The organism is Pectobacterium polonicum (genome assembly GCF_005497185.1).
Lineage (GTDB): Bacteria > Pseudomonadota > Gammaproteobacteria > Enterobacterales > Enterobacteriaceae > Pectobacterium > Pectobacterium polonicum.
Genome location: NZ_RJTN01000001.1, coordinates 152791 through 178998 on the forward strand (window position 1 = coordinate 152791; position 26208 = coordinate 178998).

Here is a 26208-nt window from a genome sequence, read left to right on the forward strand (position 1 = left end):
TCAAATGATTGCCTTCAGATAAAACGTAGATAGCCCCGTTGATGCGTCGGCCCGAAACGTAAACTGGAGTGGCTCACTGGCATCACGTGCTACGGTCAACAGACCCATATCCGCGCCTTTACTTGATGACGGGGTTTCATCGCGCAGAGAGACTTTGTAGGCGAGTCGGATTTCATCAAGCGTCATACCGCGCAGCGGTTCAAGACGCCCCCGTAGTTTCTCTACATCGTCGGGGCTTACCGGGTTGGCGCATAACAGGAAGTATTTCCCATTTTCGTAACCCAGGCACACGGAGCCATGACGTACCTCAATGGGGTGGTCGAACGCGGTTAACTGTGCAGCGGAATAGCGAGTGATGTTTTGTACCATTTCCACGAATGTAGAGAATAGTCGGCGACGGATACCGGCAGGAAGCTGCTTTTTCTCCAGTTGTAGCCTCATGGTTTCAGCCAGTGAACTGATGATGTTTTGTGAAAAATAGCCCACGTAATACAGCGTGATGTCATGCTGATGAGAGGGCGAAAAGAACTCGGTGTATTTGATGTCTGGCATCATTCTGCCTACCTGATTAAACAAAAGTCGAACAATGTCGGAAGCCCCAAAAAGTTAAATCATCTCGTCGGGTCTGATCGCCCTGGTAGATCTTGTGTGTTGATAGCAGCTGGTTAGCCAGCTCACGCATTGGCTGGTTTTGATAGTGCTGGAGATGCTCTTGTAACCGCCGTTTCCCAAACATAATCCTGCGTTCTCCGCCAATTTGATCCGTCAATCCATCCGTGGTGGTGAAAAACATATCATTGTCATGCAGCGACAGTTCGTAGCTTGACCACTGGTAGTCATAAGGGGTTTCGGTATAGCCGATACCCATTCGATCGCACTGGAGCGGCGTCAGTTGCCCGGTCTGGTTTTGCAGCATAAATGCAGGCATCCGTGCGCCGGAAAATGTCAGCGTGTTGCGCGTCATGTCGCAGAACACTAGCATCGCGTCGCAGCCGTCATTAGAGGTAGAAAGCTGGCGAGCTTCGTCACGTTGTCCCAGCGTGTCTTTGATATGGCGATTGATCGCCTGCAATAGCTGCGCGGGCAGCATTGGACCGTGCTGGGTCAGCGCCTGTTCCAATGCAGAAGCGAAAATTAAGGTCATAAATGCGCCGGGTACGCCGTGTCCGGTACAGTCTGCCACGGCGGCAAGCCAGCCGTTTTGATAGGTTTTAAAGGCATAACAGTCACCACCGACACAGTCCCGTGGTTCCCAGGCTAAGCACCAGTCGGCAAGCGTTCGAGACATTGCCTGTGTTGAAGTTGTCAGCATTGCGGCCTGAATCACGCTGGCATATTCGATGCTTTGCATAATTTGCTGATGTTGGCGTAGGTGCATATCCGATACGGCCTTGATCAGATCAATGCCGAGTCCGATACCGATATAACGTCCGTTTTCGGTGATCATAAAGCCGTCCGTCAGCGATTTGTCACCGGTGATCACCGTTTGATCGGCGACGTCGTTTAACGACGCCAGCGCATCGATAATCAGCGGGTTTTTATCCATAAACGCGATGCAGCTCTTTTTGTCATACAGTTCGCGATAAAAAGGACGGGACATTTGCGAGAGAAAAATGTGGCGGTTGATTAAGCCAAAAGGACGTCCATCCTCGACGACAGGCAGACTGACCCACTCTTTATTTTTACTGAACAACTGCAATACGGTGGCATTGTCGGTGTCAGGAGAAACATCCGGCAGAGGAATACAAAGATCTCGCGCCACCGGTGTACCCCGGAGGAGCGGTCGGGCGCAAGGAACGGGCATGGCGATCATGGTTAATCTTTGGGCAGATTTATCTTTGCGTCAAAATACCTGCCCTTGATGACCAAATGATGACAGCTCCCGTCATACTTCAAGCCGCAGGTGCGTTGGCGATACTCGACTCATATCTGAGCCTCGCCCTGACGGGCTAACGCTTCGCGTTATCCAAAGCGTTAACGTTTTGTCCTGCAACTCGAATTATTTAGGGAGACACTCGCTTTATTGCGTATCCAATACGTTGAGCATGATCTGGTTTTGCCAGTCAAAATAGGGGTTGAAGGTCAGGCGCACGTGGGTTTTGCCGTTTTCCACGTATCCCCAGTCGGAATACCACAGCGTGCTGCGATCCGCGCAGGCTGTCAGGTCGTTATTGGTTTGTCCGTTGGCGCAAATAATGATTGAGCCTGTTTTGCCGTATTCCGTATTTTCTGGTGAAAATAGGAGCGACATATGTGAGAGTTGGCTGATACGCCATTCAGGCAAGGAGCCAGTACGCACTAACACGCGTGAGGAATGGATACCCGCAGGGCGATCGCCATACCAGATTAGACGACTGCGCGGGTGGGTAAACTGGGTATCGAACATGTTGGCAATATAAGTCGTATCGACGACGGAATCATGCTCCGCCAGCACGATTAACACTGGCTTGTCATAAGGTTTTTTGGCGAGCTGTGAACGAACACCGCTGCTGGAATAGTAATATTGGGCGAAACCGTTGGTTGGCACGCGCATATAGCGGGTCGCCAGTTGCTCCGGGTAGCCGGGACGCGGTGGCATCAGCCAGTCGGTAAACACGGACAGCAGCGGCGTCATGAAATCGTATTTTTCGTTGGATTTAATCGCGGGTGAAAACAGCACCAGCCCTTTGATTTCAGGGTGTTGTGACGCGTATTCCAGCACCAAATTGCCGCCAGTGGAAAAACCGCCCAAATAGACTTCATCAACGTCTTTGCTGAGGATTTCAGCCTGCTCGGCAACGACGTTGCGCCAGTCATCAACGGTGACGTGCAGTAGATCGGAGGGGCGCGTGCCGTGCCCTGGTAGCAAAACGGTTCTGACGAGAAATCCCTGTTCGACCAATTTCGGCGTGATGTCAATGAACGAACCGGGTGAATCTCCCAGTCCGTGCACCAGTAAAATCGCCTTACGTGGTTGACCCGCAGGACGGGTTTCACTGGGCGTATTCCAGCGTAATTCCAGCTGTTTATCGGTGGTTTGGAAGGCGCGATGCTGCTCTACCCAGCGTGTTGTTTCCTGCTGATAGCGCTCGAATGACGGTTGTCCTAATGGCGTAATATCACGTGGATTGCTGTTGCATCCCACGGTGAAAAGCACGCCCGTGAGGGCGAATAAGCCTACCATCACCCGTTTCCAGATTGGCAACGAAACGAACTGGAATACGTTTATTGTCATTTATTCTCCTTGCCTGCTGGCAACATCAACTTGATAGCGAACGGGATCTGGCGGTTCGACAACACTATATCTGAAATTATTTGGCAAGCATGGCGCTCAACGTGCGGCGCCGTGAAGCGCACACGTTTTACCGAATTGCAGCAAGGCTGAAGCAATGAAACAGACCGCGCATCGTGCACGGTCTGTTGGAGGTAGATGCGTCAGAACCCCAAAGGGAATATTACGTTAGCTGTGAATTCTGCTGGCAGAATTACAGGGCTTTAACGTTTGAGCGGCTGACTTTGCAGTTCTTGGTATCCCACTGTTCGCCGTGTTTAGGTGATTCGCCCTGACCTTTTTGTACGCCAGTAAACTCTTCACACACTTTAGGTTTACCTGCTTTGTAGCCTTTAATACGCAGATCGCGAATTTCAGCGACATCGCCAAAGTTACGGTTTACACCCGCGATGCTGTCGATGGTGCCGTTAACGGTAGCGCTGATGATGGTGAGGTTGCGCGGGCCACCGTTGTTAGTGCAGTCACCGCAAGAACGCCACAGTTTGCCGTGTTGACCCGTCAGGGTGAAGTTGCCCTGTACGATCGTGTGGCTGTTTTTGGCATTCTGTTGCAGCACTTTGTCCGGCTTGCCGCCAGGGCCATTGGTGGTGTTATGTGCCACACCGCCGACGATGGTCATGGTTTTGCCGTTGTTGGTTGCTGCATCTTCACAAACGTCTTCCCAGATCACGTTTTCAATACGGCAGTTGCCTGATTTACAGTGGATACCGTCAGAACCGCCTTTTTCAGCGATGCGCAGGTTCTTGATGGTGGCATTTTCCAGTGTGATAACAGGAGGCTGTTTATCACTGTCGCCGCTACAGCTCAGACCCAAAGTAATACCGCCGCAGTCGACAGTTTTATCTTTGATCACCGCCCCGGCTTTACATTCTGAACTGGCTGCTTTCAGTGACGCGGCGCGCAATGGTGCAGGAGCCGTCTGTGCAGCGTTAGATTTCAGGATGCTATTGTTGCCGCTAACCGTATCCACCCAATACCAATAGTCCGACTGCGGATTAGCCGTTAAATCCGTAAACGTTCTGTCGGTGGAATTAAGCTCTGCAATTTTTTCGCTGCCAGCCTGATTATTACTGGTGCTGCGATACACATCCTGGCGAACCACATTGCCTGCATCGGTAGACCAGCTTAAATAGGTGGCATTGTCTTTTTTCAGCAGCATCAGCATGGTGTCATCAGCCTGAGCCTGAAAAGAAAAAGCAGCCGTACATAAAAATATCGGTGTTAAATACTTAAACATGTGTTTTTCCTTGTAAATTAAACGGATATTTTTTCTCTTTATTTAGAATAAATAAAGAGGGAGTCCTAGCGCATCGAGAGGATTATATAGCAGGGAATATGAAATGAATAATAATTCGTCGAAATTGTTGAGGTTAGTCAGTTTATTTAATTTAGTCTGTTATTATTTTATATTTATTTTTATACTTTGTTTATTATATTTAATTTAATTATTTTCGATAAATTAATAGATATTAGGAAGGTTCTTATTAAAGAATAAGAAAAATGAATGTCGTGAAGAGAGAAAAAATCTTACCACTCGCTCACGGCTAGACATGACTGGATTCGGTTTGTTTCTACGTTTCGTTGATGCGCCATTTACTTTTCTGGTGATAATTTAATCATGCGTAAAATTGAATGCTTTGCTAAATAAGCATTGAAATTTTTTATGTAAATGGACTTTTATTAATCTACATATTCATGTGCGACAATTTTTAGTTTCTATAAAATCGTTTTATTTTTCTTATTAATAAAAAGAGAATGGAATTATTTTTTTAGGTGACAACAAAATTGCGGATATCTATAAGGTTTGACATGGAATATCAATCAGGAAAACGCGTTTTATCATTATCACTAGGACTTATCGGTCTGTTCAGTGCATCAGCATTTGCTTCTGATTCCCGAACGGTAAATGAACCGAAAGTTCCAGCCTCATGCACGGCGCTTAAAGCGGACGGCAGTACGGCCACTAGCGTCATTCAAAAAGCACTGAATACCTGCGAACAGGGAAAAGCGGTAAGATTGAGCGCAGGAAGTACTTCCGTCTTTCTCAGCGGTCCACTTTCCCTACCTTCGGGCGTCAGCTTAGTCATCGACAAAGGGGTGACCCTACGGGCTGTGAATAACGCTAAGTCTTTTGAGAACGCGCCGTCGTCCTGTGGCGTGGTGGATAAAAACGGTAAAGGCTGTGATGCCTTTATTACCGCAGTCAGTACGACAAACAGCGGCATCTATGGTCCGGGCACCATTGATGGGCAAGGGGGCGTGAAACTTCAGGACAAAAAGGTGAGCTGGTGGGAACTGGCTGCCGATGCCAAAGTGAAAAAGTTAAAACAGAATACCCCTCGTCTGATTCAGATTAATAAGAGTAAGAATTTTACGCTGTATAACATTTCTCTCATTAATTCCCCGAATTTCCATGTGGTGTTCAGCGATGGTGATGGTTTCACCGCGTGGAAAACCACAATCAAAACGCCATCTACCGCCAGAAATACCGACGGTATCGATCCGATGTCGTCAAAAAATATCACTATTGCCTACAGTAATATTTCGACGGGTGACGATAACGTCGCGATCAAAGCCTATAAAGGTAGGGCGGAGACACGCAATATCTCCATCCTTCATAACGACTTTGGCACTGGGCATGGTATGTCGATCGGCAGTGAAACCATGGGCGTTTATAACGTCACGGTTGATGATTTGAAGATGAACGGCACGACCAACGGCTTACGTATCAAAAGCGACAAATCGGCTGCCGGGGTGGTCAATGGTGTTCGGTATAGCAATGTCGTGATGAAAAATGTGGCGAAACCGATCGTGATTGATACGGTGTACGAGAAAAAGGAAGGCAGTAATGTCCCAGACTGGAGCGACATCACGTTTAAGGATGTGACGTCTGAAACCAAGGGAGTCGTGGTACTGAACGGTGAGAATGCCAAAAAGCCGATAGAAGTGACGATGAAGAATGTCAAACTGACCAGCGACAGCACATGGCAAATCAAGAACGTCAACGTTAAGAAGTAGTTCGATTTACGTTGTTTGGTCATAACAGCGCCGCTCGGGAAACCGTCGGCGCTGCTTGTTTTTTCATTACGCTCGTTCCACCGTGCGCAAGTTTAGCGTTCTCGCAGTGCTTCATTGACCTTGTTCAGCGGTTTAATCAGATAGTCCAGCACGCTTTTCTGGCCCGTTTTTATCTCCACGCTGGCGACCATACCGGGAACGATAGGGAATTTTTCCCCGGCTTTGTTGGCCAACTCCGCCTGCGTGGTACGCACATAGACCCGATAATAAAACTGGTCGCGCCTGACTTCGTCCTGAAGGGTATCCGGCGATACGCTTTCGACTTCGCCCGTTAAGTTGCCGTAGATGGACGAATCATAGGCGGTGATTTTTACCGTGGCGGGTAAGCCCGGTCGGATATAGGCAATATCGCGTGGGTTGATGCGCGTTTCGATCAGCAACTGATCTTCCAGCGGTACGATCTCCATCAGCTTGCCGCCCGGTTGCAGCACGCCGCCGACGGTCGTGACCTGAATGTCTTTCACGATTCCGCGCACCGGTGATGTGATGGTAGCACGTTTGAGCTGGTCGGCTTTTCCGCTGACCACTTCCCTTTGTGCTTCCAGATCGGCGTTGTTTTTAACCTGTTCTTCCCGCGCCCGCACCGCGTACTGGTTGCTGGCTTCGTCGATTTTGCCGCGGATTTCGCTAATCTGGCGGCGTAACCGGATCACTTCGACGGCGCTGGCGGCACCGCGCTGCACCAGCGGCTCCGTCATACGTAGCTCCTGCTCCACCAGTCGCATCGACTGTTGCAGGTTGGCGATGGTTTCATCGCGATTGCGCAGGCGTGACTCATAAAGCTGTCGTTCGCGTGCGGCCAGCGCGGGCTCCTTTAGGGTTTCCGCGCTGAACTTTAGCGGTGCGCCGCTGAGTTCGGCGTGCAGACGTTCAGCGGACGCCCGCAACGTCTGTACGCGGGAGAAGGCTTCGCCGTAGACAGACTGAAAGCGGTTGATGTCCAACTGCGCCAGCACCTGCCCCTTTTCGACAACATTGCCCTGTTGTACATACAGTTGACCGATGATCCCGCCGTCCAGACTTTCAATCACCTGGGCACGAGTCGAGGGCGTCACCTTGCCGGTTCCGACTGACACTTCATCCAACACGGCAAAGGTGGCCCAGACAAAAAAGACGACTAGCCCCAGCAGACTGAGCCAGATAATGACGGAAACGCGTCGACCCTGGCGTTTCAGGTCATCATGGAGGGTGATGCTGCTCATTGTGTTTCTCCTTACGCCACGCTCTGTGCGTTCTCTGCCGGTTTGCTGATGGCCTTCAAAATTTGGTCACGCGGGCCGTCTGCCACGATGCGCCCGCCATCCATGACGATTACGCGGTCAGCCAGCCTGAGCAACGCCGGGCGGTGCGTCACCAGCACCAGCGTGCGACCCGTGAGCCAACTGCTTAACTGGTGAATAACGTGGCCTTCCAACTGTTCGTCCATAGACGCGGTAGGTTCATCGAGCAGCACAATCTGAGGATTGCGCAGCAGCATCCGGCTGAGCAGGATCATCTGCCGCTGCCCACCGGATAAACCGCGCCCGCCTTCATGAATAATGCGATCCAGACTGGCGGCGTCGTGTTGGATCAGGCTAAGCGCGCCGCTAATGCGCAGCGCCTGCAACAGCTCCTGTTCGGTGGCATGTGGGTTGCCGAGCATCAGATTTTGCCGCAGGCTGCCGAAGAACAGGCGGGAGTCCTGGGACAGAAAACCCAACTGGCGGCGAACGTCTGCCGGATCGATCTGGCTGATGTCGACGCCATCAATGATGACCTTGCCACGCGTCGCGGTTGCCTGGCTAGCAAGTAGCTTGAGCAGGGTGGATTTACCCGCACCGACCTTACCCAGCAGCGCCACTTTTTCACCCGGCTTGATGTCCAGCTTCCCGATCTGCAAGGCCGTATCGCCCTGTTCAGGATCGTAGCTGTACTGCACGTTGTGGAGCTGGAAATGCCCTTGAAGGATTGGGCAGTGCGCCATTTTGCCGTCTTCTGGCCGATCCAGCGGTTTTTGCAGGATGTCATCCAGCCCGGTCATCGCGGTTTTGGCGTGCTGCCAGCGGGAAAAGACCATCGTGAGCTGCATGAGCGGGGCGATGGTACGTGAAGACAGTAAGCTACAGGCTACGAGCGTACCAGTGGTGATATCGCCCGCGAGCACCAGATAGCTTCCGAATACCAGCATCCCGGCATAGGTTAACTGCTGGACGGTCGATGCCCAGCCGCTGAGCCGAGCGCCCCAGACGCGTTGCTTCATCCCGATAGCTGCGCTGACGTCGTGCGTCTGCTCCCACTGGCGCTGGAAGTAGGGTTCAGCCTGTAACGCTTTGATATCTTCGATCCCTTCGATAGACTCGACCAGCACCGCATTACGCAAGGCACTTTCGCGCATCCCCTCCTTGGCGAGCTTCGCCATCGGCCATTGCAGCATCAGACCGGGGATCACAATCAGCGGGATCGCTAGCATCGGGATCAGCACCAGTGGGCCGCCGATCATCGCCATGATGCCGAGAAACAGAAAGACGAACGGCATGTCGGCTGCTGCGCCGACGGTCGTCGAGGTCAGCAATTCACGCACCTGATCGATTTCCCGCAGCTGCGAAATAAACGATCCGGTGGATTTCGGTCTGGCCTCATTTTTGATCGCCAGCGCGCGGGCAAATAGCATCCCCGACACGTGCAGATCGATGCTCTTGCCCATCAAATCGGAGACGACGGTGCGTGACAAGCGGATAGCATATTCTAATGCGGCAGCCAGCAGCACGCCGAAAAACAGTACCCACAGCGTGGGGATCGACTGTGCCGGAATGACGCGGTCATACACCTGCATGGAGAACAAAATCCCCGCCAGCGCCAGAACGTTACCCACGATAGACGCGAGAGAGATTTCCCCGATCTGCCGTTTTGCGCCGCGAAAGTGCTGCCAGAACCAGTGCTTGCGGTACGGTTTGACGAAATCATCAATGCGGGTATCGCGGCCACGCTCGGCGATGCCGACCAGCACGATAATGCCCTGGCTGTGTTTAATCAGTTCCGCCAGTTCGGCTTCACGCTGAAGGTCACCGCCGTCATTCAACCAGTAGGTGGCGAGCCCCTCGCCATTCAATGATTCGATGACGATGACGCCGCCGTCATCGGTTTCCGCTAATACCGGTAAGATCTGGTTGCGCCAGCGGAGTTTCTCCGTGTGCCGCAGGCTGATGGTTAATCCCATCAGATGGCTGATCTGCTCTAACTGGCGGGCGATGGGAAGCTGTTCGTACCAGCGCATCTGCTGGCGTACTGATGGGATATCGACCACCTGTCCATAGTGGGCAGCGGCACGCGCCATGGCGGCAATCCAGACCTCAGTGTTGGTTACTTGTGTCATTGATATTCCTGCATGTTCTTACCCGACAGGCGAGCCGGCTTACAGCGACGGTAGCGTCTCGCCACTGGCTTGATAACGTTCAATGCCCAGCATATCCAGCAGATTATCGACGGCAGCGGCGTAGTTAACCGCCGCCTCCCAGCCGTCGTATAACGCACCGATGCGTGAGGTTTCGGCCTGCAATACGTCTTGTTCAACGCTGAGCAGGTCATTCAGGCTGCGTTTGCTGAGCTTGTATTCATCCTGATAAACGTTGCGGGTGTAGGTCGCGCTGGTGATTTGCTGCTGGCTGGCTTTTTCACGCTGCTGTGCACCGATGAGATCGGCGTAGGCCGTTGCCGCTTTCTGATTCATATCCAGCTTTGCCGCTTCGACTTCGGCCTGCGCAGCTTCACGCGTGCCTGATGCGGCATCAACGCGTGCGCTGACGGCACCACCCTGATACAACGGGGCTTCCACAACCAGCTGTAGCTGATCGTCCCAGTAATTACGTCGGTCGGTTTCATAGCGGGTACGTCCTGCCTGCACGGCAATAGTCGGCCAGTGCTGGGCTTCCGCCTGACGAATGCGGTGGCGCGAGGCTTCCTGTTTGGACTGGGCGCTCAGCACCGCATTACTCTGCTGGTAGGGCAGCGCTTTGAGCGTAATTTTTTGTTGCAGCAGCGCCCGTGGCAGATCGGGCAGGGTGGTGGGGAGAACGCCGGTCAACACGCTGAGCTGCGCCAGCGAGGAGCGCTCCAGCGCACGATATTGTTCCAGCGTCGCCCTCATGCCTGCGATGCGGGTTTCCGCTTGCAGGATGTCGGATTGTGTACTGAGACCGGCTTCGGAGCGGAGCGTTGCGATATCTTTTACCGCGCTGAGTGACGTGATGTTGCGCTCTGCTGCCTGATTCAGTTCCTGATAGCGTTTGACTTTCAGATAGGTAAGCAGGGTTTGCTGGCCGACCGTGGTCATGACGCCGTAGAGCTGGTAGCGATAGGCATCGGACAGGCTGTGCTGCTCATCAATGCTGCCGCCCGTCTTACCGAAATCATACAGGAGCTGTTTTAGGGTGATGCCGGCGGTGGAGTTGTTGCTCATTGTGCCGCTGGTATCACTCTGATCTGACTGGCCGACATTGCCACTTAGGCCGATTTGCGGGAACCAGGCGCTTTGCGCCACGCGCAGATCGGCATCGCCGACGCGAATTTGCGCGGCGGCCTGGGCGATTTGCGGGTTGCGGGCAAATGCACGGAGAATGGCCTGTTTGAGATCCAGACTGTTGACCTGTTGTTCTGTCGGTGCAGCGGACCAGTCAAACGCGACGGCCTGAGCGAATGTCGGTGGGCTATAGACGGTTGCGAGGCTACCGCAGACGAGCCCGAGCGCCAGCATGTAGCGCGGTGTGTGAGCCTGAAAAGCGCGCTGGCGTAGAAAAAACATGTCCCTGATAAAAAAGCTGATAAACAATGGTTTGTGCATCAATTGCCCCTGTTTTCATTACTCTTTGTTTTAGTTCCTTTAAAGGAGGGAGAGGGGCGCTGGCAAAATGCGTTAATACCCCTTCCGCTCTCCCTCTTCGTCATATTTCCATGCGGCTCATCCTAAGCCTGCTATCTCCTCAGCATAATTTTTACGCCGGATAACGACAAAATCGCGTTGATCCCCGTATTTGTGTATAAGCAGCAGTCCTTCGTAGGGCTGGCACTTAAAACACCGTTACACCATATTGACGAGCAGCCCTTGCTGCACCAGTACGTCCCCCAGGCTGTTGGCGCTATCCAGCGATGAATGGTGGTAGACATCGAAGTGTTGGCCGTCAATGTCACGCTGTCCTACCGCGCTCCAGGCACCGTCACCTGGGATCAGGTTCACCTTGCTGCCTTCTCCCCCGACGATCAGCAGGTCATCTTCTGGTCGGTCGGTGACATTCAGGGCGCGGTCAAGATCCAGTGTGATGCTGTTGGTGCCGTTTTTGCCTAAATCGAAGATCTCCACGTTGTCGATTTTCAGTCCCAGCGCGGTGAGATCCAGATTGAGCGAGGTGCCATCGAGAAGCAGGGTATCGATGCCGTCACCGCCGTCGATGTGTGTGAAATCGAGATTTGAGAGAGTGATAAGGTCATCGCCCTCGCTGCCTGTGATCTCTGCCCCCGTCTGTACGCTACCGTCAGCCAGATTGATGACAACGCCGCCAATGGCATACACGCTGTTCTCAACGTCAGTGCTGGCGTGATTGTCGATGGTTTGTGTCTCGCTGAGCGTGGCCGCAGCCATTTTCGAGCTGACATGGAGGGATTGCACATCGGTACTTTCCCCAGTATCAAGCTGTTCACTGGACAGCGAGGACACCTGAGCAAGGCTGCTATCGTCCGTATCCAGCGCCATCATGCTCATCAGCGGTAAGCCGAGTGAGATACCGGAAGTTAATCCGGCGGATACCCCGGTGAAGTTACCTGCCTGATCGGTAACGGAAGCTTCTACTGCCGTTCCCAACAGCGCAGTTAAAATTGCACCCACGTTGAAAACGTTGATGCCTAGCAGGGAACTGCTGAAATGCGCGTTCCACTTGCCATCGGCACCGACAGTACCCTGTAGCGTTTGGCCGAGCAGGGTGACGGTCACCTTGGCACCTTGTTGCACATAGCGTGATGTCCCGCTGACGGTGATGCCATTTGCCAGCAGGCCGACGGTGTTACCAATCAGTGACCCGACTGCATCAATACCCAACTGCGGCAACTGGTGCGTTTTCACGATGACGTTACTGTTGGTGTTGTTGGTATTGCCATAGCGGTCAGTGACGGTGACACCGACGGACAAGTTACCGTCAAGAATGCTGGTTAGGTTGGCACTGGGTACAGTGACGCTCCAGGTGCCGTTGTTGGCGACGGCAACCGTGGTCGAGAACCCGCCTACGGTCAGCGTGATGCTACCGCCTGCCGCATTGGTTGTGGTTCCGCTGATGAGCTGGTTTATACCCGCTTCGGCCAGATTCAGGTAACCATCCCCGCCAAACAGGGAGCCGAGGTTGACCGTTGGCAGCGTGTGAACGCCTACGCCGATCGAAGCTCCCGCGCTGGTGGTTTTGCCTGCGGAGTTGGTCAGAGAGGCACTGAGGGATAACGTGCCGTCAGTCAGATTGTTGAGATCGAGTGACGGCAGGCTGACTGACCAGGCTCCGTTGCTTTGCACCACGGCAGAGTAGGTCTTCGTACCCAGAGAAACCTGAATAGTGGAACCTATCGCGTTGGTACTGGTGCCGCTGATAATCTGACCCGCAGCGGCTTCGACCGCATTCAGCAGGCCGTCACCGCCAAACAGTGGGTTAATCGCAATGGTTGGCAACGCATTGATAATGACATTCAAGGCGCTGGTGGTTTCTCCCACGTTACCCGCTGCATCCACCAGGCGGACGCTAACGTTAGTTGCGCCATCTGTGAGGGCTTTCAGGTCGAGGCTAGGGACCGGCAGGCTCCAACTGCCGTTCGCGCCAATCGTCGTGGTGTAGGTTTTGCTGCCTAGCGTGACGTTGATCGCTGTACCGGCTGCCACATTGGCCGTTGTCCCACTGATGGTTTGTGCGCTCAACAGGCTGGTGAGATCCAGTACGCCGCCGTTGAACAACGGATTAAGGGTGATGGTTGGCGGCAATATGGAGACATTGAGTCCCGTACTGATGCCGTTGCTGTTGCCTGCTGGATCGGTCACCGTCGCACTGACGGTGAGATTGCCGTTGGTCAGACCGGACAGTTGCAGCGGCGTTACGCTGGTGCTCCAGGTGCCGTCATTACCAACGGTGGCGTTCAACGTCAGCGATCCGATGCGTATCACCACCGACGATCCTGCTATCGCATTGGTGGTGGTACCGCTAATCGTCTGCGTCAGCGCGGCCTCTGCGGCATTGAGGAAGCCATCGCCACCAAACAACGAACCAAGACTGATCGTTGGCAAGTTTTTGGCAATGATGCTGATGGCACTATTGACCGTGCCAATGTTGCCGGAGGCATTGGTGACGGAGACGCCAAGCGTCGCGCTGCCATCTACCAGTGCGCTAAGATCGGACGGTTGCAGCGTCAGGCTGAACACGCCACCTGCGCCGACGGTCGACAGGAATGTTTTACTGCCAAGGGTAACGGCAACCTGCGATCCCACACCGGCATTAGTGACGGTACCGCCGATTATTTGTGCTACCACGGCTTCTGCGGCATTGAGGAAGCCATCGCCGCCAAATACCGGGTTCAGCGTAATCACTGGCTGAGAAAAATCGAACTTGATGCCAGCACTGCCGCTGGTGCTATTACCTACGCTGTCTGTCGCGGTGGCGCTCACCGTGAAATCACCGCTGCCCAGCCCTTGCAGAATACCCAATACGCTCGGTGTGACGGCTGCGCTCCACTTGCCATCTGAGCCGACGGTGGCCGTGGCGATTTGTGAACCCGAAATACTGAGCGTAATGGTTCTGCCAGCCAGTCCGGTGGCCGTGCCGCTGAGCGTTTGGTTGACCAGCAGGTCGCCCAGATTCAGCAGGCTATCGCCAAAGACCGGATTCAGCGTAATACTCGGCAGATTCTTGATGACGGTTGGAACGTTCACGATCTGGCTGGCGGTATTGCCTGCGTGATCGGTGACCGCGACGCCCAGCGCTAACGTTCCATCTTGCAAGGCTTGTAAATCAAGCGCAGGAACGGACAGGCTCCAGGCACCGCCTGCACCGACGGTAATCCCGGTGTAAACTTTGGTGCCCAACGTCACGGCAACCGTTGCGCCAGCGCCGATATTCACATTGCTGACGATGCCGCTGATAATCTGGCTGGTCGCGACATCCGCCGCATTTAGCGCGCCATCCGCGAAGGCTACCACGGAATCAATGACCGGCAGGGTTTTCAACACGTCAATGTTGACCAACTGATTCTTCACGTTGCCGTGTGAATCGACGATGTCGACATTAACCGCCAGCACGCCATTGCTCAGGCCGGTGAACAGGTTCGGGGCAAGGGCGACGCTCCAGGCTCCGTTGGCTCCCACGGTGCCTTCCACCGTATTGCCCAACACGGTGACCTGTACTTTCGCACCCAGGTAGTTGCCCGTTGCGTTACCGCTGATGACCTGCGTGATCAGTGATTCGGCCAGATTGAGGATGCCATCATTACCGAAGATATCGGTAATACCTGCGCCGAGCGTCTTGTTCAGTGCGACATCGAGCGTGACATCAAGGTGTGTGCTATTGTCGGAAGTATCGGTCAGCGTCACGCCGATGACCTGCGGCCCGTCGAACAGGTTCTGCAAATTGGCGGACAACACCGGAATCGTCCAGGTTCCGTCAGGGCCGACGGTGGTCGTGCCGACTAACGGCCCTGCGGTTAGCGTAACGGTGGCACCTATTTCGCCTGTCCCTTTAATCACTCCGCCAGCCAGCGCCTCAGCCAGCGTCAGAATATTGTCATCGAACAACGTCACGCTGAGCAGTGGAATACCCGTATCAACGGTAACGACCTGCGTATCCCAGGCGGGATTTCCTGCTGTGTCCGCGAGCGTTGCCCTAATGGTGTAGGAGCCATCGGTCAACTGTGCCAGATCGGCGGCGGGTACACTCACATTCCAGTTTCCGTCGGACTGAACCTGAGCGCTGTAGGTTTTGCCATTCAGCACCACGCTGACGAGTTGCCCAGCCTCTGATGTGGAGGCTGTCCCCGTAATCGTCTGTGCGGTACTGACTTCCTTACCGTTCAGTATGTTATCACCAGCAAACGTCTCGATATTTAATGTCGGCGCGATGGTATCGACCAGCACGGTGGTTGTCGTGGAGCCATGTATAGATGAGGCCGTGATAGTAACTGGGCCTTCAGAGGCAAAGAATGAGGATTGTGTAGGAATAGTGACACTCCAGACACCATTTAGATCGGTTATGGGGCTTGGAAGCACGGGAATCAAACCAATTTGAAGTGTGATAGGTACTGATATAGGAAACAAACCGATAGAACGGCCAGAGATAGTAATACTTCCTTCAGCTTCAGCCGCATTGATGATGTTATCGTCGGCTATCGCATTAATTTCGATAATAGTGCTGGGAGGTGTCAGGTCGGCGGTGAATACTTTGTCGGCTTGTATGGCCGGATTACCCGCTTTATCCATCGCATCGGCTGTGATGGTGTACGCCGGATTCGTTAGATCTTGCAGCGCGGCGGGAGGGATGCTTACGCTCCAGATACCATCGGCGAGAATTTTTGCCGTGTACTCGACATTATTCAGCTTGACGGTCACATTTTGACCCACTTCCAAGCCCGTGGAGGTGCCGCTGACGATCTGTGTGGTGCGGCTTTCCGCATAGTCGAGAGTTTTATCCGCTCCGCCAAAGTCGTTAATCGTAAGTGTCGGTGCGGTTTGCGCGATAGTCGCCTGAGAATTCAGCGTGGCTGTGTTACCTGCATCATCCGTTGCGGTGATAACGATATTGTGCGTTCCGTCAGCAAGCTGGCTGAGCTGCGTTGGCGTCAGCGTAGCTGTCCAGACGCCTCCGCTAAGCTGTGTAACGAGTGATTCTTCACCAAACTTCACGGTCACGCTCACGGCATCCCCCGCGTTACCGCTAAGCGTTCTGCCCAGCAGGGTGCCCGCTTCCGCAATATTCAGGTAGCCGTCTTCAAACGGGATATCTAAGGTGAGTGCCGGTGGCGTTAAATCGCTGATAAAGGTGATGGGAGTCGAACCGACGTTGCCAGCGGCATCGATGGCGGTGACGGTGATGGTATGTTGGCCATCGGTCAGCGAGTTCAATGCATTAGGAGGAAGCGTAACCGACCAGTTGCCGTTGCTATCCACCGTCGCCGTGTAGCGAATCCCGTTGAGGTCGATCTCCAGTTTCACGTTTTGCCCATTGCCGCCAATCTGGGTGCGGCCAGAGAAGGTCAGCGCGGACGCGGCTTCGGCGCTGCTCAGGATATTGTCGACCCCAAATGGGTTTACATCGACAAGCGGGGCGGGCAGTGTTTGCGCCGAACTGACATCGAGCGCCGTACTGGTGTGAGTATTGCCCACCCAGTCGGTGACCTTGACGCTAATGCTGTAATTGCCTTCGGCGAAGATCGCCAAATCGGCAGGACTCAACTCTCTGGACCATCCGCCTAGCCCGTCTGCGGTGGCCGTAAAGGTGGTGTCTACCTGCGTGGTTTTGTTGGTCACGGTAATCGTGACTTCCTGGCCTGCGCTGGTAATACCGGTTTTACCGGTTAAGGTCTGGATGGCCTGAATTTCGGTGGTGTTAAGGATTCCGTCGCCAAACGGCAGATCCAGCGTTGCCACCGGCATGGTGGTGGTCAGAACATTTGCCGTAGCCGCGGTGGTGCTGGTGTTGCCCGCAGAGTCGGTCACGGTGACGGTGAAATTCACCGTGCCATCCGGCAGGTCGATCAGCGTCTGGCGATCCAACGATAACGACCAACTGCCATCGGCATTCACGGTGGCAGGGAGGCTTGTGCCGTTGATGCTGACCGACACGGTTTGCCCCACATTGCTGGTTAGCCCTGTTTGCCCGGATAGCGTAGCGCCCGGCTGCGCATCGGCCAGACTCAGTTTGCCATCGCCGAACGGCGTATCCAGCGAGGCGACGGGAACACCCACAATGACGCTGGTGAAGGTTCCGTTTCCTGCGCCCGTGTTGCCCGCATGATCCGTAACGGTGACGTTGATGGTGTGTGTGCCGTCGCCGAGTGAAACCAAATCGGCAGCCAGCAGTGTCACATTCCACTGACCATTGGCGGCAACGGTCGCGCTGTAGGTGTGGGTTAGCGTGCCGTTGGTGATCGAGACAGACACGCTCTGGCCTGGATCGAGGAGCCCCGTTGTCCCGGTTAGCAACTGATCCGCCGTGCTTTCTACCTGATTGAGTACGCCATCAACAAACGGGGTCGCGATGCTGATGTTGAAATTGGTGTGGATGACGACATCCAACGTACCGCCCGCGCTGCCGGTATTGCCTGCGCTATCGGTTACCGTTGCACTGACCTGCACATTGCCATCCGCCAGAATGTTAAGCGCATTGGCTGGAATGGTGGCACTCCACAAGCCGCCCGCGAGGGTCACGCCTGTTACGGTGTAAGCCCCTATCGTAACCTGAATCGCTGTCCCGACGGGCAGGTTGGTATAACTGCCGCCAACGGTGGTTTCCGTTGCCAGTTCTGCACTAGTCAGGACATTGTTGTCATAGAGCGAATCCAGCGTCAGCGTCGGCAGCGCCTGTGTTTTTAACGTGATATCAATGCTGGTCGTGCTGGCATTCCCTGCGCCGTCGGTCACGCTGGCTTGCAGCGTTTTCACGCCGTCGCCCAGTGCCAGCAGGTCGTTTGCCGCAATGGTGATTTGCCAGATACCGTTGTTGTCGGCAACCGCGCTATAGGTAGCAGTACCGACTGTTATGGTGACTTGAAGACCGGCTTCGGCCTTGCCGCTCAGCGGTAGTCCTGCCAGCGCATCTGCCAGCCCGATATCGCTGGTATCAACCAGCATATCGATGGACAGCAGCGGTGGGAGGGTATCGACTGTCAACGGATGGGTTGCCGTGGCCGGGTTCTGTGCGATATCACTGACGGTTGCCGTCACATTCTGACTGCCCTGCGGCAGATTTTGCACATCGCTGGCAGGAACGGTTGTGCTCCAGTTACCGTCAGCGCCAACGGTCGCCAGATAGGTTTTGTTATTCAACGTCACGGTGACGCGCTGTCCCACCTGAACATTCGTCGTTGAGCCAGAGATGAGCAGATCGGATTGGGTATCCTGCGCGCTGACGACATCATCGCCAGATAGCGTCGCAATGGTGATACCAGGCAGATTAGCAGGGTCGGTGATGACGGTGATGTTATGTGTTGTCGAAGCGGGGTTGCCGCTTACGTCGGTCACGCTGGCGCCCACGGTTTGCTTGCCGTCAGGCACGTTGCCGACGTCCGTGGCGGGAACCGTGGTGCTCCAACTGCCATCTGCCCCCACGGTGGCGAGGTAGGTTTGACTGTTGAGGGTGATAGTGACCTGCTGGCCCTGCTCGACATTCTGGCTGCTGCCGCTGATGGTTAACGGCTGGCCTGATTCTGCCAGGTTGAGGTAGTCATCGGTCGAGAGTGTGGCTATCGTCAGGGTCGGCGCTTTGGCCGGATCGGTATCCAGCGTAATCGAATGGCTGACGGTGCCAGTATTGCCTGCGGCATCGGTCAAGGTGGCGGTGATAGCAGTGATGCCGTTCGGCATGTTTTGCAGGTCACCTGCCGGCACGGTGACACTCCAGGTGCCATCGGCCTGTGCCAGCCCCTGGTAGATCTGCCCATTGATGGTCACGTTGACAATGATGGGACGACCGCTGTCGTTGATGGGGGATGTCCCCGTGATTTGCAGCGGCAGCAGGCTTTCCGCGATGTTGATGATATCGTCGATGCCAATTGGGTTGATGGTCAACACCGGAGGCGTCAAATCCACGAATGCGCTGCCCTGAACGGTAGAGGTATTGCCCGCCGCATCACTAACGGTAACGGAAATGTTGAGTATGCCGTCTGCTTGCGTCGTCAGCATGGATGGTGCCAGTTGAAGGCTCCAGTTACCGTTGCCGTCAACCGTACCGGAATAGACCGTGCTGCCAACGGTAATGCTGACGGTTTGGCCCGTTCCGCGAAGACCGGTACTGCCGGAAAGCGTCTGTCCTGCCTGCGCGTCACTCAGATTCAGGTAGCCGTTACTAAATGGCATATTCAGCGATGCGACTGGGGGGTTATTGATACTGACACCTAACTGCTGAGTACCTGAGAGCGCATTACCCGCCTGATCGACAGCGGTGACATTCACCGTGATGACACCATCGCCCAACGCTTTCAGGTCGATGGAGGGAATACCTGCACTCCAGGTACCGTCTGGTTGCACCTGTGCAATATAGGTTTTTCCGTTCAATATGACGTTGACATCGGTACCTGGTGCTACGTTGACGGCACCGCCGCTAATCGTAATGCCGTTTGTCGCTTCCTGCACATTCAGCTGGTTATCCCCGGTGATTGGCGCAATAGACAGCCCGCTCGCATTCGTATTAATTGTGACGGTACTGCTGGAAGTGGCGGTATTGCCGGAGGCATCACTCACGCTAACGGTAATGGTCTGGCTGCCATTAACCAGCAGCGCCATATCGGTATCCGAGATCGTGGTACTCCAGTTCCCATTTGACAGAACCTGTGCGGTATACGCCTTGCCATTGAGGCTAATCGTCACCGTCTGGCCTTGCTCCACATTTTTACTGGTGCCGCTGAGTATTTGGCTGACTCGCGCTTCTGCACCGTCGATAATGTTGTTGCCAGCGAAGGTACCAATCGTGATGACGGGTGCATTTAGTGGGTTGGCATCGACACCAATAGTTTGTGTCGTGGTGGTCGTATTGCCCGCGACATCAGTCAGACGTGTCACGATGCTGTAACTGCCATCGGACAACGTGCTCAGATCGGCAGATGGAATACTGATGCTCCAGGTGCCGTCATTGCCGACAGTACCGCTGTAGGTTTTTCCGTTCAGCGTTGCCGTCACGGTTTGTCCCGCATTGGATGGTGAGGCGGTGCCGGTTAGCGACTGATCGCTCCGCACTTCGGTGCTATTCAGAATGTTGTCGGTGGCAAAACTGGCCGTCGTCAATGTAGGTGGTGTTCGAGCTACGGTAACATTACTGGTTAAGGTACTGCTGTTTCCGGCTGCGTCGCTGACATTAACCTGCAAAGCTGTGGTACCGTTCGGCAGGTTTTGCAGGTTGTTCACAGGCAGAGAAATTGTCCAGTTACCTGCCGTATCAACGCTCCCGGTGTACGTTACGCCGCCGAGTGTTGCGGTGACGGTTTGCCCTGGTGAGGCGATACCGGTTGTGCCGCTGAGCGTCTGGGTAACGCCAGCCTCTGCGGCATTGAGTATACCGTCGCTGAATGGTGTGTTCAGTGTCAGCGTCGGGCTACTGTGGGTGAACACATCAATGGTACGGCTACTGCTTAATACATTCCCCGCGGTGTCTACCGTGGCAACGGTTAAGGTTGATGAACCGTCGGCCAGCGCGCTGACATCCGCCACAGACACGGTGATGCTCCAGGAACCGTCTGATTGTATAGTCCCACTGTAGCTTTTCCCGTTCAGCATGATTGTGACGGCGGTGCCAGCCGCCACGTTCTGGCTGCTGCCGTTGACGGTGAGGTCTTGCGCGGCTTCAGCTTGATTCAGTTTGTCATCGCCCGCGATGGTATTGATGGCGATACCGCTCAATGAGGTATTCACGGTAATTGTCTGGCTGAGCGTTGCTGGGTTACCGCTGAGATCGTTAACGCCAACCGTGACGGTATGGGAGCCTTGTGCCAGATGGATAAGATCGACAGACGGCACGCTGACGCGCCATTGGCCGTTGCTGTCAACCGTTGTCGTGTAGGTATTATCGCCGAGTGTAACGGTAACGCGCTGCCCAGCTTCGACATTCAGGCTGCTACCGCTGATGATTTGTGCGACGTTGATTTCACCACCGTCAATGATGTTGTTGAGCGCGATGGCGTTAACGGTGAGCAGAGGCAGGTTGGCAGGATTGGCATCCAGCGTTAACGATCCTGTGCTGGTCGTGCTGTTACCAGATGCCCCGGTCAATGTTGCCGTAACGGTATAATTTCCGTCAGCTAATACCTGGAGGTCGGCTGCGGGAATAGTGGTACTCCAACTGCCGTCAGCCTGAATTTGCGCCTGATAGTTTTTATTGTTGATAGTGACAATGACGGAGCGTCCGGCATCCGCTTGTAGTGCATTACCGGAGATCAATTGATCGTTCAAACTTTCGGCGGCGTTGATGACACCGTCGCTGGTCAGCGGTTTCAGCGTCAGAAGGGGGCGAACCATATCGACGGTAATATCACGGGTGTTCTCTATGCTGTTGCCTGCGGTATCCGTCGCTTCTATGCGGATGGTTTGTACGCCAGTTAGCAGGGATTGCAGGTCGGTGGCTGGAAGTGTCGTACTCCAGTTACCCTGGTTATCCACAGTAGCCGTATAGGTTTTGCCGTTCAGCGTGACGATGACGCTTTGGCCTCCTCCGCTGATTCCGGTTTTCCCTGTCAGGTTCTGCCCACTGGTCGATTCGATGATATTGAGTATTCCGTCACCGAAAGGCTGGTCAATGGTGGGCTGTGGCAGGTTATTAATGTGGATATCAATATTGCGACTGGCCGTTACAGGAATATCGCCGGGGTTGGCGACGCTGGCGGTAATGGTTGCTGTGCCATCCGGTAAGGCGAGCAGGTCACTGCTGCCGATCGTGACGCTCCAACTGCCGTTCGCGGCAATCGTACCAATGTAGGTTTTGCCATTGAGTGTAACGGTAACGCTTTCTCCCGGTGTGACGTTGACCGTAGAACCTGAGATGGTTAGCGGCTGTGATGCTTCGAGACGATTGAGCTGATTATCAAGTGCGACAATGCTTATGGAGATACTGTCATTGCTAATATCGACATCGGACCAGATTTCATAGCTCCCTTCATTACCCGCCATATCAGTGACTTGTGCAGAGATGGAGACCATTCCCTCGCTAAGTTCCGCCATATGTTCAGCCGGAATTTCCACACTCCACTTTCCGTCGTTCTGGATGGTGGCAAAATAGAATTTGTTATTGAGAACAAGGGTGGCGACCTGACCGGTTTCCACATTCGAACTGGTGCCCGTCAGCCACTGGCTGACTTTAAGGTCAGCTGCGCTGATGACGTTATTCTCATCAACAAAAGCGTTAACGAAGATCGTCGGTTGGAATGCCGGATCGGCGCTGAGCGTAATGGACTTCTCGACGCTGACGGTATTGCCGACAGCATCGCTCAGCGAAGCGGATAGCGTGTAGCTGCCATCGGCCATACCGCGTAGCGCGGCCGTGGGTAAATTGATGCTCCAGTTGCCATTGTTGCCAACAATGCCGGTATAAAATTGTCCATCAAAAGCGATAATGACGGTGCGACCGGCTTCGCTCACCGAAGCGGTGCCGTTAACGGTCTGGTTACTTTGTGATTCCACCAGATTAATGGTGTCATCACCCGCAACCGTACCGATAGTCAGGGTCGGGGCGGTGAAATCGGTATGGCTGACAAACGTATGACCAGCCTGATTGCCTGCGGCATCCTGTGCGGTGACCAGCAGCGTGTTGTTGCCTTCTGGTAACTGCTGGAGATCGGCCGCTGGGACGGTGACTTTCCAGTTGCCTGCCGTATCAACCGTTCCCGTGTAAGATTTCCCGCCGAGAGACAAGGTGACACTCTGCCCTGCGCCGCTGATGCCCGTGTGACCGGTAATCGTCTGGCTGACCAATGCCTCTGCGCCGTTTAGAGAACCGTTGCCGAACGGGGTATCAATCGTCGGTTGAGGCAGGGTATGAATATGCACGCCGAGCGTCTGCGTGTCCGTTGCGGCACCGCCAGCCACATTGACGCTGGCGCTGACGGTGGCATTGCCGTCTGACAGAAGCTGAAGATCGGCACTGGGGATTTGCAGCGTCCAACTGCCGTCAACGGCAACGGTGGTGGTATAATTTTTCCCGTTCAGCGTAACGGTAACGGTTTGCCCCGCAGGAACATTGGCGGTATTGCCGCTGATCGCCAGCGGCTGGAGCGATTCTACCTGGTTTAACAGGTTATCGCTGGCGATGATGTTGATGGCAATACTGTCGCCAGATTTATCGACGCTGATATCGCGATTTACGCTCGCGGCATTGCCGGCTTTGTTACTCACGTTGACGCTAATGCTATGCGCGCCGTCCGCCAGCAGGGCAATATCTGCGGTTGAAACGTTGATGCTCCAGACGCCGCCAGACTGGACGGTAGCAAAATAGGTTTTTCCATTCAGGCTGATGGTGACAACTTGTCCAGCCTCAACGTTGGTCGTGGTCCCGCTCAACTGCTGGCTGACTTTGGCTTCCGCGCCATCAATGACATTATCGCCAGCGACGTTGTTGATGGTAATGGTCGGGGCGGTGGTCGTGCCGCTGTCGATGGTCAGCGGGCGGGTCACCGTTGTGGTGTTGCCTGCGGCATCAGTTAGCGTAATAGTCAGGCTATGGCTACCGTCAGCGATAGCCACCAGATCGGCTGTCGGCAGCGTAATGCTCCAGTTGCCGTCGTTGCCAACAGTCGTGGTGTAGGTTTTGCCACTGAGCGTCGCGGTGACCGTGCGGCCCGCCTCGCTCAGCGATGCCGTTCCACTGATGACCTGATTGACCGCCACTTCGGCACCATTCAGAACGTCATCCTGAGCGACAGGGGAGACATTGAGTGTCGGCGGCGTCGTATCAACGCTGATATTCCGCGTCACAGTGGCTTCGTTGCCTGCGATATCGCGAACCACAATCTCCAGCACGCTGACGTTGTCCGATGGCAGGTTTTGCAGGATGTTTTTGGGGATCGTGACCGTCCAATGTCCATTGGCATCCACCGTTCCGGTCACGGAATACCCGCCGATCGTCAGGCTGACGGTCTGACCCCTGCCGCTAATCCCGGTTTCCCCACTAATGACCTGATCCTGCGCTGCCTCAGTGCCGTTTAATACGCCGTCGGTGAAAGGTGGGGCAGCTAATGTGATGGCCGGAAGCGTATTGATGTGTACATCCAGCGTGTGGTTGACGGTGACGGTTTCTCCGCTGATCCCTTGTACACTGGCAGTGATGGTGTTACTGCCGTCAGTCAGGCCAAGCAGGTCGGCGCTGGGGATACTCACAGACCATTTTCCATCCGCCCCCGTTGTGGTGGTGTAGGACTTTCCGTTCAATGTGACAGTCACCGTTTGTCCTGTGGCAACATTGGCAGTCGTCCCGCTGACCGTCAGTGGCTGTCCTGCTTCCACGGCATTCAAGCGATCATCTGTCGAGACGATGCTGATGTTGACCGCTTCGGCGCTGGTATCCACCGTGATGGTTTGTGGCGGTAGTGTGGTGGTGTTGCCTGCTTTATCCGTTAGCGACGCCACCAGACTGTAGGTGCCGTTAGTCAGCGCCTGGATATCGCTGGAGGGAATGAGAACACGCCATGCGCCGTTGCTCTCTACGGTAGTAGTGTAGGTGATGCCGTTGAATGTCACTGTCACGGTCTGTCCTACATCCGATAGAGAAGCCGTACCGGAGACAACTTGTGAGGATTGGAGCTCGTCGATGGTGAGTTTGTTATCCCCGGTAAACGGCAGCAGAGAGAGTTCCGGTGGCGTGGTGTCGACAATAATGGTGCGGTTGACCACGGTAATATTGCCGGCATTGTCGCTAATCGTGAACGACATGGCGTGTTCGCCTTCACTCAGTGCACGTAGGTCTGTTGAAGGAACCGTCAGGGTCCAGTTACCGGATGCATTAATGGTCGTGGTATAGGTTTTGCCATTGAGCGTGATGGTGACGTTTTGACCCGCCTCACCCGTTCCGTTGAGAACCTGGCCATTTGCCAGTTCTCCTACGGTGAGATAATTATCACCCGTAAATTTATCCACGGTTAAATGCGGAGGTAGAGTATCAATGGTGAGGTCGAGGGTTTTTTCGTGGATCACGCCGTCCGCGCCTGGCACGCTCACTTTTAAGACGTAGATGCCGTCTTCCAGTCCGGTAAAGGCATCCGCTGGTAGAGCTAATTGCCAGGTGCCGTCGGCGGCCACCGTTGTGGTGTAAATCACGCCGTTCAATGTGATAGTAACGGTTTGCCCCGGGCTGACACCAGTGGTCTTCCCGCTGAGAGTATGGGTTTCCCCGATCTCTGCGCGGTTCAGGATATTGTCTCCAGTGAAGGGGGTAATCGTTAAGGATTCAGGGGGAGCAGGAGGGGGGGAATTATTGTCGTCGCTTGACGAGCCGACGGCGATGGCCGCTCCGCCGATGGCTATGGCACCAAGAATACCCCCCAGTGTAGCGGCAGATAGTGTGCTAGTGGTGGTGCTTCCAATTAGTAATGACGTCATATCGCCCAGTGCGGCGTATTCTGGCGTGAGGGCAATGGCTTCTCCCGCGAGCGCTGCCCCTTCTGCGGCTGCCGCGCCGGAGAATTGGGCGTGGATCAGTCGGGTGCCATCGTCAAACACCAGCTCGCTGTGATAGCCCGCGGTGTCCAGAGTGAAGAAGCTTTCGTAGCGGACGGTGGTACCGTCTTTCATGTGCAAGATAAGATCGTCGCCGACGCGCTCATAGCGAGACACCATGTCGGGTGTGCCATAGACTCTTACGGTACTGCTTTCCAGCAGTTTGACATTTGTGGTTCCTTCCGGGACAGCTCTGATAAATTGACCATCCTGACGAGACAGGATATTTGCATTTCCCGCAATAACATTCATATCTGACATGAAATAGCCTCTTGCTTATCTGCAACCATTGTCTTAATACCTCTCCCGGCGGGTTAGAGCCGCGCTGGGGGACGTATGGGATATGCACCACCAACAAAAAATGGGGTGCTAAAGCTGACCTGGTTCAGAAAAATAGTAAGAGTGGCTAAACTGAGTCGTGCTGCATCCCCTTTCCATGGGGAATTGGTACGGTATAAGACTT

Annotated in this window: 9 protein-coding genes; 1 reads left to right on the top strand and 8 read right to left on the bottom strand. The window is 54.4% G+C overall.

Annotated features, from left to right (window positions below):
• From EDI29_RS00730 to pelI, 4 genes are all read right to left on the bottom strand, one after another.
• The gene (locus tag EDI29_RS00730; RefSeq protein ID WP_137739318.1) at positions 1-555 is read right to left on the bottom strand and encodes a SiaB family protein kinase; all 555 of its coding nucleotides are present in this window, start codon (positions 553-555) and stop codon (positions 1-3) included.
• A gap of 13 nt (positions 556-568) precedes the next feature.
• A complete protein-coding gene (locus tag EDI29_RS00735) occupies positions 569-1813 on the bottom strand; it encodes a SpoIIE family protein phosphatase (RefSeq protein WP_137739319.1) in 1245 nt (414 codons plus the stop codon).
• Between the two features lie 207 nt (positions 1814-2020).
• Entirely contained in the window at positions 2021-3214 is a 1194-nt protein-coding gene (locus tag EDI29_RS00740) for an alpha/beta hydrolase (RefSeq protein WP_137739320.1), read from the bottom strand.
• Between the two features lie 250 nt (positions 3215-3464).
• Positions 3465-4508, bottom strand: coding sequence for a pectate lyase PelI (pelI, locus tag EDI29_RS00745; protein ID WP_137739321.1), 1044 nt, complete (start codon positions 4506-4508; stop codon positions 3465-3467).
• Positions 4509-5080: 572 nt separating this feature from the next.
• On the opposite strand from pelI, the gene EDI29_RS00750 reads away from it, so the two are divergent.
• Positions 5081-6289: a glycoside hydrolase family 28 protein gene (locus EDI29_RS00750; RefSeq protein ID WP_137739322.1), complete on the top strand. Its 1209-nt coding sequence runs from the start codon at positions 5081-5083 to the stop codon at positions 6287-6289.
• A 92-nt stretch (positions 6290-6381) separates the two neighbouring features.
• On the opposite strand, the gene EDI29_RS00755 is transcribed toward EDI29_RS00750, so the two are convergent.
• The 4 genes from EDI29_RS00755 to EDI29_RS00770 form a co-directional block, all read right to left on the bottom strand.
• Entirely contained in the window at positions 6382-7551 is a 1170-nt protein-coding gene (locus EDI29_RS00755; RefSeq protein ID WP_137739323.1) for an HlyD family type I secretion periplasmic adaptor subunit, read from the bottom strand.
• A gap of 11 nt (positions 7552-7562) precedes the next feature.
• On the bottom strand, positions 7563-9701 hold the full coding sequence (locus EDI29_RS00760; protein ID WP_137739324.1) for a type I secretion system permease/ATPase: 2139 nt from the start codon (positions 9699-9701) through the stop codon (positions 7563-7565).
• A 39-nt stretch (positions 9702-9740) separates the two neighbouring features.
• Positions 9741-11165: a TolC family outer membrane protein gene (locus EDI29_RS00765; RefSeq protein ID WP_137739325.1), complete on the bottom strand. Its 1425-nt coding sequence runs from the start codon at positions 11163-11165 to the stop codon at positions 9741-9743.
• A 237-nt stretch (positions 11166-11402) separates the two neighbouring features.
• Complete coding sequence (locus tag EDI29_RS00770; protein WP_137739326.1) at positions 11403-26006, bottom strand: Ig-like domain-containing protein; 14604 nt, start codon at positions 26004-26006, stop codon at positions 11403-11405.
• Positions 26007-26208 lie beyond the last annotated feature (202 nt).

Bases quoted from the DNA above. Each gene is read 5' to 3' on its own strand.
- EDI29_RS00770 (WP_137739326.1), bottom strand. From the start codon at position 26,006: ATGTCAGATATGAATGTTATTGCGGGAAATGCAAATATCCTGTCTCGT.
- EDI29_RS00735 (WP_137739319.1), bottom strand. From the start codon at position 1,813: ATGATCGCCATGCCCGTTCCTTGCGCCCGACCGCTCCTCCGGGGTACA.
- EDI29_RS00740 (WP_137739320.1), bottom strand. From the start codon at position 3,214: ATGACAATAAACGTATTCCAGTTCGTTTCGTTGCCAATCTGGAAACGG.
- pelI (WP_137739321.1), bottom strand. From the start codon at position 4,508: ATGTTTAAGTATTTAACACCGATATTTTTATGTACGGCTGCTTTTTCT.
- EDI29_RS00730 (WP_137739318.1), bottom strand. From the start codon at position 555: ATGATGCCAGACATCAAATACACCGAGTTCTTTTCGCCCTCTCATCAG.
- EDI29_RS00765 (WP_137739325.1), bottom strand. From the start codon at position 11,165: ATGCACAAACCATTGTTTATCAGCTTTTTTATCAGGGACATGTTTTTT.
- EDI29_RS00755 (WP_137739323.1), bottom strand. From the start codon at position 7,551: ATGAGCAGCATCACCCTCCATGATGACCTGAAACGCCAGGGTCGACGC.
- EDI29_RS00750 (WP_137739322.1), top strand. From the start codon at position 5,081: ATGGAATATCAATCAGGAAAACGCGTTTTATCATTATCACTAGGACTT.
- EDI29_RS00760 (WP_137739324.1), bottom strand. From the start codon at position 9,701: ATGACACAAGTAACCAACACTGAGGTCTGGATTGCCGCCATGGCGCGT.